Source organism: Nonomuraea roseola, assembly GCF_039535395.1.
Taxonomy (GTDB): domain Bacteria; phylum Actinomycetota; class Actinomycetes; order Streptosporangiales; family Streptosporangiaceae; genus Nonomuraea; species Nonomuraea roseola.
Map to the genome: position 1 here is coordinate 128,764 of NZ_BAAAXC010000008.1, position 16,818 is coordinate 145,581.

The 16,818-nt window shown below is 72.0% G+C and carries 12 protein-coding genes; 6 read left to right on the forward strand and 6 right to left on the reverse strand.

Annotation, left to right across the window (positions count from 1 at the left end):
* Positions 1–214: 214 nt before the first annotated feature.
* The 5 genes from ABFX55_RS08975 to ABFX55_RS08995 all read left to right on the forward strand — a co-directional run bounded on the left by ABFX55_RS08975 (position 215) and on the right by ABFX55_RS08995 (position 8,254).
* Positions 215–2,557: an ATP-binding protein gene (locus ABFX55_RS08975; RefSeq protein ID WP_346119466.1), complete on the forward strand. Its 2,343-nt coding sequence runs from the start codon at positions 215–217 to the stop codon at positions 2,555–2,557.
* Complete coding sequence (locus ABFX55_RS08980; RefSeq protein WP_346119468.1) at positions 2,554–4,635, forward strand: ATP-binding protein; 2,082 nt, start codon at positions 2,554–2,556, stop codon at positions 4,633–4,635. The genes ABFX55_RS08975 and ABFX55_RS08980 overlap by 4 nt, the downstream gene beginning before the upstream one ends.
* A 49-nt stretch (positions 4,636–4,684) precedes the next feature.
* Positions 4,685–5,062, forward strand: coding sequence for an NAD-dependent epimerase/dehydratase family protein (locus ABFX55_RS08985; RefSeq protein WP_346119469.1), 378 nt, complete (start codon positions 4,685–4,687; stop codon positions 5,060–5,062).
* A 493-nt stretch (positions 5,063–5,555) separates the two neighbouring features.
* On the forward strand, positions 5,556–7,235 hold the full coding sequence (locus ABFX55_RS08990) for an RICIN domain-containing protein (RefSeq protein ID WP_346119471.1): 1,680 nt from the start codon (positions 5,556–5,558) through the stop codon (positions 7,233–7,235).
* A gap of 365 nt (positions 7,236–7,600) precedes the next feature.
* The gene (locus ABFX55_RS08995) at positions 7,601–8,254 is read left to right on the forward strand and encodes a DedA family protein (RefSeq protein WP_346119473.1); all 654 of its coding nucleotides are present in this window, start codon (positions 7,601–7,603) and stop codon (positions 8,252–8,254) included.
* Here the strand turns inward: ABFX55_RS08995 and ABFX55_RS09000 are convergent.
* The 6 genes from ABFX55_RS09000 to ABFX55_RS09025 all read right to left on the reverse strand — a co-directional run bounded on the left by ABFX55_RS09000 (position 8,198) and on the right by ABFX55_RS09025 (position 15,393).
* The gene (locus ABFX55_RS09000) at positions 8,198–8,938 is read right to left on the reverse strand and encodes a GntR family transcriptional regulator (protein ID WP_346119475.1); all 741 of its coding nucleotides are present in this window, start codon (positions 8,936–8,938) and stop codon (positions 8,198–8,200) included. The two genes, ABFX55_RS08995 and ABFX55_RS09000, sit on opposite strands and share 57 nt — an antisense overlap.
* 155 nt (positions 8,939–9,093) lie before the next feature.
* Positions 9,094–10,152, reverse strand: a complete 1,059-nt coding sequence (locus tag ABFX55_RS09005) for an S-methyl thiohydantoin desulfurase family protein (protein WP_346119476.1) — start codon at positions 10,150–10,152, stop codon at positions 9,094–9,096.
* Positions 10,145–11,662, reverse strand: a complete 1,518-nt coding sequence (locus ABFX55_RS09010) for a hydantoinase/oxoprolinase N-terminal domain-containing protein (RefSeq protein WP_346119478.1) — start codon at positions 11,660–11,662, stop codon at positions 10,145–10,147. Before ABFX55_RS09010 ends, ABFX55_RS09005 begins: the two co-directional genes overlap by 8 nt.
* A gap of 14 nt (positions 11,663–11,676) precedes the next feature.
* Positions 11,677–12,990, reverse strand: coding sequence for a purine-cytosine permease family protein (locus ABFX55_RS09015; RefSeq protein WP_346119480.1), 1,314 nt, complete (start codon positions 12,988–12,990; stop codon positions 11,677–11,679).
* A 25-nt stretch (positions 12,991–13,015) separates the two neighbouring features.
* Positions 13,016–14,317: a hydantoinase/oxoprolinase N-terminal domain-containing protein gene (locus ABFX55_RS09020; protein ID WP_346119482.1), complete on the reverse strand. Its 1,302-nt coding sequence runs from the start codon at positions 14,315–14,317 to the stop codon at positions 13,016–13,018.
* Entirely contained in the window at positions 14,314–15,393 is a 1,080-nt protein-coding gene (locus ABFX55_RS09025; RefSeq protein ID WP_346119484.1) for an S-methyl thiohydantoin desulfurase family protein, read from the reverse strand. The genes ABFX55_RS09020 and ABFX55_RS09025 overlap by 4 nt, the downstream gene beginning before the upstream one ends.
* A gap of 89 nt (positions 15,394–15,482) precedes the next feature.
* Between ABFX55_RS09025 and ABFX55_RS09030 the strand changes: the two genes are divergently transcribed.
* Complete coding sequence (locus ABFX55_RS09030) at positions 15,483–16,802, forward strand: PucR family transcriptional regulator (protein ID WP_346119486.1); 1,320 nt, start codon at positions 15,483–15,485, stop codon at positions 16,800–16,802.
* Positions 16,803–16,818: the final 16 nt, after the last annotated feature.

A 16,818-nucleotide genomic window follows, 5' to 3' on the forward strand; every position in this document is an offset into this window, starting at 1 on the left:
CGATTACCTCGCCAGGCTTGGTCGACGATGGAACAACCAAGCCGCCGTTGTTCAGGTTATGCGCAGGTCCTCACACGTCTGCAACCTCAGGATCCCTGTGGCGATTCCATACAAAACGGTAAAAACCTCCGGGCGAGTCCAGGCGTAATCTGGACTTCATCGGCTCAGTTCCGATCGAACGGGTGTCGCGAGGGACCACGCGGGTGGAGCGCCCATGGGGGTGGCGTCGAGGGGTTGGGAGATCTGTGGGCTGTCGGCCGAGCTGACCAGCTTCGTGGGCCGTCGGTGTGAGATAGCCGAGGTCAAGCGGCTGCTGGCCGGCTCCAGGCTGGTGACCCTCGTCGGCGTGGGCGGCGTCGGCAAGACCCGGCTGGCCCTCCGGGTCGCGGCCGACGTGCGGCGCGCCTTCCCCGACGGCGTGTACCTGGTCGAGCTCGCGGCGCTGGAACGCCCGGATCTGCTCGTCCAGGCGGTGACCGAGGCCCTGGAGATCCCGGACCTGTCCACCAGGCCCCTGCTCGAGGTAGTCGCCGACCACCTGCGCGACAGGCAGACCCTGGTGGTCCTGGACAACTGCGAGCACCTGCTGCATGACTGCGCCGTCATGGCCGAGACGCTGGTGCGCTCCGCGCCCGGCCTGCGGATCCTCGCGACCAGCCGGCAGGTGCTCGGCGTCGCGGGCGAGCAGACGATGGTCGTGCCGCCCTTGCCGCTGCTGGACGGCGACATGTCGCGGCCGCCAGGCAAGTCGTCGGAGCAGTCCGACGCGGTGCGGTTGTTCGCCGAGCGGGCCGGGGCCGTGCTGCCCGGTTTCGCGGTCACCGACGACAACCGGGAAGCCGTGGTACGGATCTGCCGGAGCCTGGACGGCATCCCACTGGCGATCGAGCTGGCGGCCGTCCGGCTGCGAGCCATCTCCGTCGAACAGCTGCTGACCCGGTTGGAGGACCGGTTCCGGGTGCTCACGGTGGGATCGAAGGTGATGCTGCCCCGCCAGCGGACGTTGCGGGCGTTGATCGACTGGAGCTACCTCCTGTGCACCGCGCAGGAGCAACTGCTCTGGGCACGCCTTTCGGTGTTCTCCGGCAGCCTCGACCTCGAAGGGGCCGAGCACGTGTGCTCCGGCGACGGCATCGCCACCGAGGAGATCCTCGACCTGGTGATCGGCCTCGTGGACAAGTCCATCCTCGTCAGGGAGGAGCACCGGTCGAAGGTACGGTTCCGGTTGCTGGAGACCATCCGCCAGTACGGCCGGGACCGGCTGCGCGAGTCCGGCCAGGAGGAGAAGCTGCGGCGTCGGCATCGCGACTGGTATCTGGACCTGGTGCTCGGCGCCCAGCACGACTGGTTCACACCGGATCAGGTGACCTGGTACGCGCGCCTGCGCACCGAGCACGGCAATCTCCGCACCGCCCTCGACTTCTGCCTCGCGGCGGGGGGAGAGGCCGAGTCCGGCCTGATCATCGCCTCGGCGCTGCGGTACTACTGGATCGCGGCCGACTCCCCGCACGAGGGCAGGAACTGGTTCGACCGCCTGCTCGCCGCCGATGAGCGGCCGACTCCCGCCCGCGCCTGGGCTCTCTGCGTCAAGGCTCGGCTCGCGGTCCTGCAGAGCGACTTCACGGCGGCCGCGACCTTGCTGGAGGAGTGCGGAGAGCTGGCCCGCCGGTTCGACGACCTGACGATCACAGGGAGCGCCACGTACGTCGCCGGCCTCGCCGCCCTGCTCCAGCAGGACCTCCCCAGGGCGCTGACCCTCCTCAGCAAGGCGCTGGACTGCAGCCGCAGGACGGACGACCAGATCGGCGTCGTGAACTCGTTGATCTATCTCGCCACCACGCGGTCGCTTCTCGGCCGATCCGACCAGGCCGTCGAGCAGTTCGAGGAGTGCCTGGCGATCTGCGAGCCGCGCCACGAGAACTGGTTCCGGTCATACACGCTGTGGACGTACGGGATCGAGGTGTGGAAGCGGGGGGACACCCGGCGGGCGGTCGAGATGGAACGCGAGGCCGTACGGCTGAAGGAGCCCTTCGACGACCACCTGGGCGTCGCCCTGTGCATCGAGGCCCTGGCATGGATGAGCTGCGGCGAGGGTGACGGTGAGCGCGCGGCCCTGCTCCTCGGCGCCCTGCGGGAGATCTGGCGCTCCTTCGGCGGCCCCCTGTTCGGCTACCTCGCCGAACACCATGACACCTGCGAGCGGGCGGCCAGGGGAAACCTCGGTGCCAGAGGGTTCGAGGCCGCCTTCCGCAAGGGCGCAGGGCTCACCCTCGCCGAGGCGCTGGAGTACGCGATGCGGGAGGACCCGCCGGAGAGCGAGCCACAGCGGAGGCCTTCACCGTTGACCCGCAGGGAGATGGAGATCGCCCGGCTGGTCGCCCAGGGCATGAGCAACAAGGCGATCGCGGCCGCGCTGGTGATCGCGCAGCGCACCGCCGAGGGACACGTCGAGCACATCCTCGTCAAGCTCGGGTTCACCTCGCGTGTCCAGATCGCCGCCTGGGTCAGCCGGCAGGAGCCGGGGGATGACCCGAGCCTTTCCGGAGATGCGCCGTGAGCCGGACCGAGCGCCGTCCTGCGGCCAGGACCGGCCCGCCGATGGAGGCGCCCAGGTTCGTCGGGCGCAGACGCGAGGTGTCGCAGGCCAGGCAGATGCTGTCCCACACGCGGCTGCTGACCTTGACCGGAGTGGGCGGTGTCGGCAAGACACGGCTGGCGGCCAGGGTCGCCGAGACGCTCGGGCGGACGTACAAGGACGGCGTGGAGACGGTCGAGCTGGCCACCTTGGAAGCCGGTGACCTGCTGGCACCGACCGTCGCCGCGGCGCTGGGCCTGCCGGAGGCGGGACCCGACCCCGCGACCATGCTGGTGGACTACCTGGCGGACAAGCGGATGCTGCTCGTGCTGGACAACTGCGAGCACCTGCTCGAGGACTGCGCCCGCCTCGTGGAGCAGCTGTTGCGGGGTGCCGCCCGGCTGCGGATCCTGGTGACCAGCAGGCAGACCTTGAGGGTGAGCGGCGAGCAGGTGCTGGTGGTCCCGTCACTGTCCGTGCCTGACCACGGCCACCAGCCGAGCGACATCGCCCGGCACGATTCGGTACGGCTGTTCGTGGATCGCGCGGCGAGCGTGTGGCCGGGCTTCTCCCTTGACGCAAGGAACGCGGCGTGTCTGGCGAGGCTGGCCCAGCGCCTGGAAGGAATTCCGCTGGCGATCGAGCTGGCCGCGGCGCGGCTGCGCGCAGTGCCGTTGGAGCAGCTCACCCGTGAGGTGGAGGAACACTTCGACGTGGTGGCGCGCGCGAGCCCCACCGGGCTGCCCCGCCATCGGACGCTGCGCGCGACCATGGACTGGAGCTTCGATCTCTGCTCGCCGGCGGAACAGCGGCTGTGGGCCCGGCTGTCGATGTTCCCCGGTGGGACCGACCTCGACACCGCCGAGGCGGTGTGCGCAGGCGACGAGATCGACCTCGCCGACGTCATCGATCTGCTCGCAGGTCTGGTGGACAAGTCGGTCCTGGTGGGCGAGCAGGGGCAGGCCGGAGTCAGGTACCGCATGCTGGAGAGCATCCGCGCGTACGGGTACGAGCGGCTGGATCCTTCGGAGGCGCGAGCGCTGCGCGGGCGGTACATCGACCACTACCGGGATGTGGTGGAGGGACACCGGATCGACCGGATCGTCCCGGACCAGCTCGAGCGCTACCGGCTCCTGCGGCGCGAGCTGCCCAACGTGCGCGCGGCGCTGGAGATGTGCCTGAGCGAGCCGAGCACGGCTGTCGAGGGGCTGGAGACCGCGACGGCGATGTGGCTCTACTGGCTCCTCGCCGGCTCCCTCACCGAAGGCCGGTACTGGCTGGAGCGCGGTCTGGACCTGGTGCCAGGCGCGGTAGGAGCCCGGGCGATGGCGCTCTGGGTGGACAGCATGCTCGCCCTCCGCCAGGGCGACCTGGCCGTGGCGATGCCGAGCCTGGAGGAATGTCACACCATGGCACGGCAGGCAGACAACGAGAATGTCCTGCCGTTCGCCATCCGGACCTCCGGTCTCGCCGCCTTCTCCACCGGCGACGCGCCACGCGGCCTCGCGCTCCTGGAGGAGTCGCTCGCCCTCCACCGCGCCACCGGCGACATCGACAGCGTCGCCTTCAACCTCTACTACGCGGCCGTCTACGGCTCGACGGAGGACCCTGCGCGAGCCGCCAGGTTCGGTGAGGAACTGCTGGCGCTGTGCGAGACCCATCACGCTTCGATGTCATGCAGTCACGCCAAGCTGGCGCTCGGCATCGCCATGTGGAACCTGGGTGACTGCTGTCGTGCCGGAGCGCTGGTGAGCGAGGCGGCCGAGTTCGCCCAGAAGATCAACGACCGGTGGACCCTCACGCAGTGCCTGGAGGTGCTGGCGTGGACGGCCGGCGCCAGGGGGGACCACGAACGGGCCGCCAGGACGCTGGGCGCTGCCCATGCGTTGTGGCAGGTGGTGGGCACCACACCGGCCCGGCTGGGGTATCACGCGAGGTGGCACGAGCGTTGCGCGGAGCAGTCCCGCCGGAAGCTGGGAGAACGGGCTTTCACGGCGGCCTTCCGCGACGGGGCGAGGCACGGCCTGGAGCCCGGCCTCATCTCCGCGATCGGCGCATGACTGGGCGCGTCCAGGCGGGGGCGCATGCGCGTAGGGCAACGCGGACGACGTGGCCCGGCTGTTCGTTGACGCGCTGGCCAACCCCACGGCTGCCACGGGCGAGAGCTTCCACTCGGTCGCCACCACCGGTCTCACGCTGCGTGGCTATGCCGAGGCGGTGGCGGGCTGGTTCGGGCAGGAGGCGCGGCTGGCGTACCTGCCGTGGGAGCGGTGGCGCCACACGGTGTCCGAGGAGGACGCCAGGGTCACCTATGACCACCTCGCGCACGGTCCCCACTGCAGCATGGACAAGGCGCTGCGCATGCTCGGTCACCGGCCCCGCCACACCTCCCCGGACGCCGTGGCCGAGGCGGTCGACTGGCTTTTCCGGGCGGGCACGATCACTCGTCGGCCACGGTCGGCGGACGGCCACGAGCGTCTTCCGTAGGACGGTGGCCAGGCGATGACATGCCGGACGCGATACCCGGTGGCGGCGGGGGATGGTGTGCGCGACAGCGACAGCCCGACGTGAATCTCCTCGAGAACGGTCGGCATCTGCCGCAGCCCGCACGGGAATCCTTGCAATCGGTTGTTGCAGAAATAGCGACACAACCAGGCGGAACACCCGATCGCGTTTGCAGTTTTATCGGCATGTATTGACGGTGCTTGTCATGTAACGGCACTGTTTCTGCAACCGGTTGGCGTCGACTGCGCAGAGCGCGACCCCGTGCCGACGACCTGAAGAACTGACCGAGCACAGGTACGGCCCGCGCAAGCCGTACCACGACCCACCGGGGGCGGTCCCCGGTGCCACGGGGCCCGGCACCCCGGATTCCTCTCAGTCCACAGCCGCGGTCCCCTCCGGCCCGCAGCTCTGACAGCCATGCCTGAACAAACCCCCCACTGCAGGAATGGAGCTGGACGTGCACAAGAAGCAATCCATGGGAAGGAAACTGGCGGTCGCACTGACCGCCGGGCTCCTCACCACCGCCGGCCTGGTGGCCGCGGTCACCACGCCGGCCTGGGCGGCCCCCGCCAACGGCGACTACACCCTGGTCAACGCCCGCAGCGGCCTGTGCGCCGCCGTACCAGGGCAGAGCACCGGCGACGGCGTGCAGCTCGTGCAGAACGCGTGCGCCGAGACCTCGGAACCGGTCTTCACGCTCACCGCCTCCGGCAGCGCCTACCAGATCAAGGCCCGGCACAGCGGCAAGTGCGTCGGCGTCCGTGACGCCTCCACCAGCGCGGGCAAGGCCGTCCAGCAGGAGACGTGCACCGGCGCCGCCTCGCAGAGCTGGCAGCTGGTCGCCGCCGGTTCGGACTACCGGGTGGTCAACGCCAACGGCGGCAAGTGCCTCAACGTCAAGGACAGCTCCACCGCGGTCGGCGCCGTCCTGCAGCAGAACTCCTGCGACTCGGTCACCTCCAAACAGTGGACCCTGCGCCCCGCGGGTGGCGGCCCCACGCCGACCCCGACCGTCACGCCGACGCCGAGCCCCACGCCCACCCCGACCGTCACCCCGACGACCCCGCCGAGCGGCGCGCTGTACGTGTCGCCCAGCGGCAGGGACGGCGCGACCGGCACGCAGTCGGACCCGACGACGCTCACCTCGGCGATCACGCGCGTCGCCGCCGGTGGGACGATCTACCTGCGCGGCGGGACGTACGCCTTCGCGCAGACCGTCACCATCGCGGACGGGAACAACGGCACTCCCAGCGCCCGCAAGAAGCTGACCGCCTACCCCGGCGAGACGCCGATCCTGAACTTCTCGGCGCAGGCCGAGGACCCGGCCAACCGCGGTCTCGCCGTGAACGGGTCGTACTGGCACGTCAACGGCATCACCGTCGAGCGCGCCGGTGACAACGGGATCTTCGTGGGCGGCAGCGACAACATCATCGAGCGCACGGTGACGAGGTTCAACCGCGACACCGGCCTGCAGCTCTCGCGGATGCTCTCCACCACTCCCCGCGACCGGTGGCCGGCCGACAACCTCATGCTGAGCGTCGTCTCGCATGACAACGCCGACTCCGACGGCGAGGACGCCGACGGCTTCGCCGCCAAGCTCACCGTCGGCTCCGGCAACGTCTTCCGCTACGCCGTGGCGCGCAACAACATCGACGACGGCTGGGACCTCTACACCAAGACCGACACCGGGGCCATCGGCGCGGTGACCATCGAGGACTCCCTGTCGTACGACAACGGCACCCTCAGCGACGGCGGCCAGGCCGGCAACGGTGACCGCAACGGCTACAAGCTCGGCGGCGAGGACATCGGGGTCAACCACGTCATCCGGCGGAACATCGCGTACAACAACGGCAAGCACGGCTTCACCTACAACCGCAACCCCGGCGCCATGACGGTCTCCGACAACATCAGCATCGACAACACCGAACGCAACTACACCTTCGAGGCGGGCAGCTCGGTGTTCCGCAACAACGTCTCCTGCCGCGCCGGCAGCGGCAGCAACGACAAGATCGTCGGCAACGCGGACAGTTCCAACCAGTTCTGGTCCGGCACGAACGGCTCCCGCTGCGCCTCCTACTCCGGCGCCCTGAACTGGTCCTTCGCCGCAGACGGCCGCCTCGTCGTCACCTTCGGCGGCACCCGGGTCACGCGGTAACGCCTTCTGGTCCGAGCGCCCCGGCCCCGTCCATACGACGGCCGGGGCGCTGCGACATCGGACAGGTCACACAGCCTGACGGCTGGGGCGCCACGGTCCCGATCCCGGTCGCCATGGGGAGAGCACACAGGCGGCCAGGCCGTCGGCGCGGGTGTCGAGGCCCCGTCGGGCCGCGCCGGTCCTCGACAGGGGGAGCGTGACCCGGGGACGCCCTGCGCGCCCGTTGCGGGCGACAGAGGGCCACAGGGCGCCGATCCCGGCGGAGTGGCGGCGGCCCTCCGACCTGGACCCGGCGCCGACCGGCCCGTGTGATCGCGACTTCTGTCGGCGCTCTTTCCGCAGGTTGCCGACGCTAAGGTGTCCGGATGCATATCGACGAATGGCTGCAGGCCATCCCGCCGCTGTGGATCTGCGCTCTGGTGGGGCTGGTCATCGGGCTGGAGAGCCTGGGCATCCCGCTGCCGGGCGAGATCGTCCTGGTCAGCTCGGCCCTGCTGTCGGCCAAGGGTGTGGTGAGCCCCGTCTGGGTGGGCGTGTGCGCCAGTGTGGGGGCGATCGTCGGCGACTCGATCGGCTACGCCGTCGGCAGGAGGGGCGGCAAGCCCCTCTTCGACCGTCTGGGCAGAAGGTTCCCCAAGCACTTCGGGCCGCACCACATCGCCAAGGCCGAGCACTACTTCCACCGCTACGGCATGTGGACGGTGTTCTTCGGGCGCTTCGTCGCACTGCTGCGCATCCTGGCCGGGCCGCTGGCGGGGGCGTTGCGCATGCCGTACTGGAAGTTCCTGGTCGCCAACGTGCTCGGCGGCATCGTCTGGGCGGGCGGCACCACGGCGGTGATCTACTACCTGGGCATCGTCGCCGAGAAGTGGCTGAAGGGCTTCTCGTGGGTGGGGCTGGTGGCGGCCGTGCTGTTCGGGCTCGGCACCACCTGGTATCTCAAGAGGAAGGCGAGCAGGGCCTCATCTCTCGATGAGAGTGACCTCGAGGGAGTAGTGCGAAGCCCGGTAGACGTGTGAGCCGTGCTCGACGGCCCTGCCCTGGTCGTCGTAGGTGGTGCGGATCATGGTGAGCAGCGGCGCGCCCCTGCGCTCGTCGAGCAGCTTGGCCTCGGTCGCGGAGGCGGCGCGGGCGCCGATGCGCTGGTTGGCCACCCGCATCCGCACCCCGGCGGCGCGCAGCAGTTCGTACAGCCCTCTGCCCTGCAGGCCCTCGGGGGTCAGCGGCGCCAGGGCGAGGGGCAGCCAGTTGTGCAGCAGCGCCAGCGGCTCGCCCGAGGCGAAGCGCAGCCGCTCCAGGTAGAGGGCCTCGTCGCCGGGCGAGAGGCCGAGCACCTGGGCGACCTGCTCGTCGACGGGGCGCGGCTCGAGCGCCAGCACCTGCGTGGCGGGCTCCTGCCCCGCGCGGCGCAGGTCGTCGTAGAGGCTGGTGAGCTCGACCGAGCGCTTGACCTGGCCGTGCACGACCTGGGTGCCCACGCCGCGCTTGCGCACCAGCAGGCCCTTGTCGACGAGATACTGGATCGCCTGGCGGATGGTCGGCCTGGAGAGCCCGAGCCGGTCGGCGAGCAGGATCTCGTTGTCGAGCCTGGATCCGGGGGCGAGGTCGCCTCGCCTGATCGCTTCGGCGATCTGCTCGGCCACCTGGAAGTACAGCGGGACGGGACTGGAGCGGTCCAGGTCGATCGCCAGGTTCGCGGTCATGTGATCAGGTTACCGAGGTCAGAATGTCCTGACAAATATTTCCTCCACGTTGCACGGACGGCAGGGCGACCCGAGCGGGGACAGGGACCGGGGGCGCGCCGCGGAGGGGTGGCACGCGCCCCGGCTCTGGGGAGGCCCTGAGCCGGGGCTCGGGGCTAGGCGAGGGTCAGGGGCCGGTAGTCGCAGTCGTAGCCGAAGTACCTCGGCCCCGCCAGCTCGAGCCCCGCGGGGGAGGTCCACCGCGGGTCGCAGGGCACCCCGATGACGGTGACGCGCAGGCCGTAGCGCATGGCCTCGGTGGTCACCGGCTCGCCGGTGTCGGTGTCGAGCACGCAGATGAGGTCGGGGGTGGTCGCGACGATCCCGCCGTCCCTGCGCGCCAGCAGGTGCTCGTTCTGGAAGCTGAGCTCGAAGGAGCCCGCCCCCGCCAGCAGCGCCTTGCCTCGCGCGAACCCGCCGGTGGTGCGGCGCTCGACGTCCACGACCTTGCCCGCGAACAGCTTCACGCCGCCGAGCACGGAGGTCGCCGCGGCCACGGGGTCGGCGTGGGCGGCCCGCGCCAGCCGTACGGCCCTGCCGAGGTCCTCGGCCAGCGTCAGGGTGGCGGGGACCAGGCCGTCGGCCAGTTGGTCGCCGCGCAGCACCGTGTCGGCGCAGGAGACCTGGCAGCCCATCTGCACGCAGGCCGCCCTGCCCAGCCGTTCGGCCCAGTGGTTGGAGATCGCGTCGACGACCAGGGTGTTGCCCTTGTCGTCGGCCAGGGCCATGGGCGTGTTGGACACCCCGATCAGCGTGGGGAGCACCATCTGCGCCTCGGGGAAGGCGCGGCCCATGGCGTCGCCGTCCACGAGGGGCAGCCCTGCCTGGGCGGCGGCCGCGATGGGGATCATCGAGTTCACGCCGCCGACCTCGATCGGGACGATGTGCGTGGCCTTGCGGCCGAGCACCGCCTCCAGCGCCCGCAGCGCGGCCAGCTCCTCGGTGCCGGCGGGCAGCTTCTCCAGCAGCACGGTGGGGGCGCCCATGCCCGAGATCGGCACCACGGTGGCGTCGGCCGGCACCTCGGCGATGTCGTAGAGGGTCACCGGGCCGTGACGGCGGATGGCCTCCCTGGCCAGCAGCTTGCCGACGTAGGGGTCGCCGCCTCCGCCGGTGCCGAGGATGCCGGCGCCCCTGGCCATGTCGTCCAGCTGGTCGATGTCGATCTCACGCATTGATCTTCTCCAAGTCCAGGTCGCCGACCGCCTTCACCCTGATGCGGGTCGCGTCGCCGGGCAGGTAGGCCAGCGGGACCTCCTCCACGTCGGCGATGCGCACGCTGCCCGCGCGCGCGCCCGCCCGCTCGGCGCGGGCCACGGCCTCCGCCTTGGCCTCGGCCAGCACGGTGTCGCGCGGGCCTGAGAAGACCCTGTCCACCTCGCCGCCGACCTGGGCGATGGCCGCTCCCACGGCGTTGGCCACGGCGTAGTGGTCGGGCCTGCGCACGTCCTCGAAGCCGGGCAGCTCCCTGATGAGGATGCTGCCGCCGCCCACCAGCACGACCGGCAGCGGGTCGGAGGAGGTGCGCATGCGGTCCACGGCGTCGGCCACCCGCTCGGCGATGAGCTTCAGCGACCTGGCCGGGTCGAGCCCCGCGACCAGGGAGGGGTCGCCGATGTCGGAGTGGCCCGCGGCCACGGCCAGGTCGGTGGCGGTCAGCGTGCCGCCGCCGAACACCAGCGCCTCCTCGGGCAGCCGGTAGCCCACACTGCGCGGCCCCACCGAGCCGTCCTCGGCGACCAGCGAGCCGCCGCCGATGCCGATCGACAGCACGTCGGGGATGCGGAAGTTGGTGCGGACCTCGGCGACCATCGCCTCGCCCGAGGCCTCGCGGGGGAAGCCGCCCACCAGGATGCCGACGTCGGAGGTGGTGCCGCCGATGTCGACGACCGCGCAGTCGGTCAGCCCCGACAGGTAGGCGGCGCCCCGCATGGAGTTGGTCGGCCCGGAGGCGAACGTGGCCACCGGGTAGCGCGTGGCCCGCGAGAGGTCCATGAGCGTGCCGTCGTTCTGCGACAGGAACAGCGGCGCTTCGATGCCGGCCACCTTGAGGGCCTGGCTGAAGGCGGCCACCGTGCGCTCGGCGAGCGGGCGCAGCGCCGCGTTCACGATCGTGGCGTTCTCCCTGGCCAGCAGGCCGACGCGGCCGATCTCGCCGGAGAGGGAGAGGTGCACCTCCGGGCCCAGCTCGGCGGCGAGGATCTCGGCGGCGCGCCGCTCTGAGGAGTCGCTGACGGGCGAGAAGACCGAGGAGATCGCCACCGAGCGCAGCCCGCGCGCCCTGATGTCGGCGGCGACCCGGCGCAGCTCCTCGGGGTCGAGCTCGGAGATGGGGGTGCCGTCGTACTCGTGGCCGCCGTGACACAGGTAGGACGCGCCCTCGACGACCTTCCTGAGCCGTTCGGGCCAGTCGACCATGGGCGGCAGGGCCGCCGTGGCGGGCAGGCCCAGCCGTACGGCGGCGACGGGCTCCAGACGGGCCGCCTCGACCAGGGCGTTGACGAAGTGCGTGGTGCCGATCATGACCGCGGACACCTGGTTGGCGCCGAGGCCCGCCAGCGCCGCGGCGACGCCGCCGGTGACGTCCTCGGTGGTGGGGGACTTGACGGTGGCGAGAACCTCGCCGCCGTCGCCGATGAGGGCGGCGTCGGTGTTGGTGCCGCCCACGTCGATGCCGATGCGCATAAGGGGGAGATCCTTCAGACGGTGACGAGTTCGCGGGAGCCACGGACCAGGCCGAGCTTGCCCGCGACGATGTAGGCCAGGCCTGCGAGCAGCAGGGAGTTGAGCGCGGGGATGCCGATCCACTGGTGGTGCTCGCTCAGCCAGCCGACCAGCGCCGCGCAGGCCCAGATGACGAGCGTCGCGGGCACCCAGCCGGGCTCGGTCGCGGGGAGCTCGCCCCGCTCGCGGGAGGCGTCGAGGACCGGCCGCCAGCGCTTGACCACGAAGTACTCGGCCACCATGATCCCCGCGATCGGCGGGGTGATGACGCCGAGGATGAGCAGGAAGTCGGTGAACCGCTCGAGGATGCCCATCGCGGCCAGAATGCTACCGAAGATCCCGATCCCGATGGTCACCGCGACCCTGTTGAGCTTGAGGCCGGTCGTGGACTCGATGGCGTTCAGCAGGCCGAGGGAGGCGGAGTACAGGTTCCAGTTGTTGATCTTGACGGTGGCCGAGATCAGCACGATGACGCCGACCACGCCGGAGGAGGCGGTGATGATGGCGATGACGTCCGAGGACTTCACCGCGTAGGCCAGCAGCACGCCGGCCAGGCCGAGCACGTACTCACCGAGGGAGATGCCCACCAGCGTCTGCTTGACCACGTCGCCCGCGTTGCGGTTGAAGCGGGTCATGTCGGGCGTGGTGACCGCGCCGATGATGTAGGAGCCTGCCACGATCGTGGCGCCCGTCGCGATCGAGATCGGCTCGCCGAACGGCGGCGAGGCGACCAGCGCGCCCAGGTCGTGGCGGGAGATCTCCACCCACATCGCCCATCCGGCGAGGCCGAGGAAGGCCGGCACGGTGATGAAGGCCGTCATGCCCATCGCCTTGAACCCGCGGATGACCAGCGCGGTCACGCCGAGACCCGCGATCAGGGACCAGGCCCAGAGGGGCAGCCAGTTCATGATCGAGTGCAGGCCGGCGGCGAAGACCGCGGTCTGCACGCCGAACCAGCCGAAGAGGCTGAGCGTGATGATGACGCCGATCAGGGTGGAGCCGTAGCGGCCGAACCCCGTCCACCTGGCCAGGACCGAGGTGGACAGGCCCTCGCGCATGCCGGCGATGCCGACGAAGATGCAGACGATCTCCAGGATCACCGAGCCGAGCGTGAACGCCCAGAACGCGCCCCAGAACGACAGACCCGCGCCCAGGGTGGCGCCGAGCAGGAACTGGGTGAGGTCGGACAGCTGGCCGAAGCGCTGCACGGCCACGTCGAACCAGGGATAGCGGGCGCTTTGCGGCACCCGCTCCAGGGGGTAGTCCTCGTCGGTGGTGGTTGTGCTCATGGAAGGTGTGCCTTTCGTGGGGGTCTCACAGCTGGGCTGGCGGGCCCGCGGCCCTGGCGCGCAGCCGTACGAAGGGGCCTGGCAGGTAGGCGAGCGGCGTGTCGGCGGCCTCGAGGATGCGCACGTGCCTGGGGTCGGCGCCGGCCCTGACGGCGCTGGCCCTGGCCTCCTCGACCACCGCCTCGAGCGCGGCGGGCAGGTCGGAGCGGTCGGGCAGGCGCACGACGCGTTCGTACTGACCGCCGACCGGGCTGGTGGCCGCTCCGATGGCGCCCGCCGCCGTGCCGTGGACCGGATGCAGCCCGTCCGGCACGGCCCGCTCCCCTCCCCCGACGACCACGAGCGGCAGGCGGTCCGCGCCCGGCTGCATCCTGTCGACGGCCTCGGCCAGCTCGGCGGGCTCGAAGGGGCGAGGGACCCTGATCAGCTCGGGGATGCGCAGGCCGACGGGCACGCCGCCGATGCGGGCGCCGCCGGGGGCCTCCTCGGGGAAGCCGCCGGCGAGGGCGCCCACCCTGACGCGGCGCGCGCCGACGTCGGCGACCACGGCGTCCTCGAGGCCGGTCAGCACGCCCGCGCCGCGCAGCACGCTGGCGGGGCCGCTGCCCAGGCTGAGCCCCGGATGCCGCGCCAGGTGCTCCAGACTCATCAGCGTGCCGTCGCCGCGGGTGACGTGGACGGCGGTGACCGGCGACAGCGCGGCCGCCAGGCGGGCGGCGACGTCGGTGGCGAAACCGGACAGGGCGGCGTCGAGGACCGTGGCGTTCTCACGCTCGATCAGGCCGAGTGAGCCGAGGTCGGCCGACAGCGCGACGGGTAGGTCGCCCAGCTCGGCCCTGACGATGTCGGCGGCCTCGAGCTCCTGCTCGGCGTCGAGGGGCGAGAACAGGCCGGTGATCGCGACCGCCTGCGCCCGGCCCGCGACGCCGGCGGCGAAGCGGGCGACCGCGACGGTGTCCAGGGGCGTCCAGTCCTCGCGGTCCAGGCCGCCGCCGCCGTCCACGATCGCGGTCGCGGCGCAGACGGCCCGCAGCAGGTCCTCCGGCCAGCCGAACAGCGGCCGTACGGCCTGCGCCTCGTGCCCGCCGATGCGCAGGACGGCGACCTTGTACAGGCCGCGCCTTTCGTCCACGGCCGAGGCGGCGCCGCGCAGCCCGACCGCGACCTGCGCGAGGGGCGGCGCGCCGAGCCTTCCGAGCGCCGCGGTGACGCTGGCCACCGGGTCGCCGGGGACCGAGGCGACCTTGACGGTGGACAGGATCGCGCCCGCGTGTCCGAGCAGGGCGGCGTCGGTGTTGGTCGGCCCGACGTCGACTCCGGCCTTCACGACGTCACCGGCCGGTGCGGCGGGGACGGGGCCGCGGCCGGGGGGTCCTCCAGGAGGGCGGAGGCGGCCGCGGGCGGGGGTCCCCCGGGGGGAGCGGAGGAGGTCGCGGGCACCGGCAGGGCGAACAGGCCGAACGCCTCAGGTCCTGCCAGTCGCAGTCCTTCGGGGGTGTGCCAGACGGGGTCGCAGGGGACGTGCACGAGGCTGACCCGCAGGCCGTACCTGACGTGCTCGGCGTCGACGGCCTCGCCGGTGCGGGAGTCGAGCATCGCGATCACGTCGGGGACGGCGGCGAGCGGCGCGCCGTCCTCCATGACCGCGAGGAATTCGGTGCCCGCCTCGACCCTGACCAGGCGGCCGAGGTCGGGCCCGAGGCCTTCGACGAGGATGGAGCCGGTCTCGGCGACCTTCCCCGAGATGAGGGGCGCGGGCAGCGTGGTGCCGAGGCGCAGCGCCCTGCTCACCGAGCCGAGCGCGGTGGAGGAGGCGACCTGGTGGCCGCGCAGCACGTACTCGCTGGTGGCCACCTGGCCGCCGAAGGGTTCGAGGGCGGCGCGGACCAGGCGCTCCAGCCAGCGGCCCGACACGTGGTCGATGACGACGGTCCTGCCGCGCCCGTCGCAGACCACGGCGGGGGTGGGGGAGATGCCGCGCAGCTGCATGACGGTCTGGTCCATGCGGGGGAAGGCGCGGCCCATGCCGTCGGCGTCGACCAGGGGCAGGCCGAGGCGGGCCGCCCACGCGACGGCAAGGCAGCCGTTCGCGCCGCCGATCTCGCTGGCCATGAGGGCGGCGACAGGCGTGCCGTACAGCTCCTCGATCTTCTGGCGCAGGTACAGGGGCTCGTCGGTGCCGCCGACCCGCTCCGACATCACCGCGGAGGAGCCCGCGGTCCCGACCGGCATGACCAGCAGGTCGGGGTCGAGGTCGGCGGGCTGGACCACGCGGACGGGACCGTGGTCGCGCAGCGCCTGGAGGGCGGCGGCCCTGGCGATCGTCACGGGACCGCCGCCGCCCGAACCGAGGACGGCGCATCCCCTGGCGTAGGCGGGGAGCGACCCCGTGTCGATGTCCATGTCTCCCACAGTAGGAAAGCCGCAGGTCACCTGGGGTGTGCTGAGAGACCCTCTTTGGGGGATCAGTGTGCTGGTGGCACACTGAACGCATGTACACAGGCGATGACCTGCGCCGACTGGCCGGACCAGCGGAGCCGCGGCTCGCCACGGGGGTGCGGCTGCTTGAGGACCTGCGCACGGTGGTGGACCAGCCGCCGGGCGCCGTGCTCGTGCTCACGGGCGAGGCGTCGCTGCGGGCCACCGGCTACCGCCTGGAGGTGGTGCTGCGCGACGCGGGCGCGGCGGGGGCGGCGGCGCTGGTGCTGACCGCGCCGGTGGAGGTGGCCCGCTCGGCCGCAGCCCTGGCCGAGCGGGCAGGGGTGGCGCTCCTGGCGGCGCGGGAAGGGACGGAGTTGGCGGGGCTCGTCGTCGCCGTCGAGCGCGCCATCGCCGGGGACGCCGCCGACGCGCTGGTGAGGGCGGAGAAGGCGGTGCGCGGCGTGCTCGCCGCCGCCGGAGCGCCTGAGCGGATGGCCGCCGAGGCGGGCGCGGCGCTCGGCGTCGAGGTGGCGGCGGACTTCTCCGCACAGGAGCGCGACGACCACCTGGGCAGGGCGACGCGGATCGTGCTCAAACTGGCCGAGTTGGTGGCGGCGGCGGGCCCCTCGGAGGAGGCGCCGGCCCGCTCGCGCGCCCAGGTGCTGACCGAGCTGCTGGTCGCGCCGGAGAAGCAGGCCCAGGAGCTGGCCCCGAGGGCGCGCACGCTCGGGCTGCCCGTCGACGGATGGCACGTGGTGCTGCGGATGGAGGGCCCCGAGCCCTACGCGCTGCTCGACACTCTCGCGACGCGGGCCGCGCGGCTGGTGCGGGAGCTGGTGGGGCCCGAGTGGAGCGTCACGATGGCCGACGGGGCGCTGATCGTGGTGCGCACCTCGGCGCACGACCCGGGGCGCGCGGGCCTGCGCGCGGCCGCCAGGGACGCGGCGCTGCTGCTCGAGCGCGTACGGCCGGCCGGCGCCGACCTGCGATGCGGTGTCAGCACCGCCCACCAGGGGTTGCTGGGGCTGCGCACCTCGGCCTCCGAGGCCCGTACGGCCGTGCGCAGGGGCTCCTCGGCCCTGGCCACCTACGACCTGGCCGGCCTGGACCGGATGCTGGAGGAGTGGTACTCCTCCGACGCGGCGCAGCAGGCGGTGAGGGAGCTGCTGCAGCCGATCCTGGAGCAGAAGAAGGCCGGGCTGCTGCTGGAGATCCTGCGGGCCTACCTCGACCACCACGGCTCGCCCGCCAGGGCCGCCGAGGAGGTGCGGATGCACCGCAACGCCGTCAGCAGGAACGTCAGGCGCATCGAGGAACTGCTCCAGGCCGACCTGGACGATCCCCAGCAACGCCTGGCCCTCCAGCTCGCCTGCAGGGCCGCGCGGGTCTGAGGCGCGGAGGCCGGGA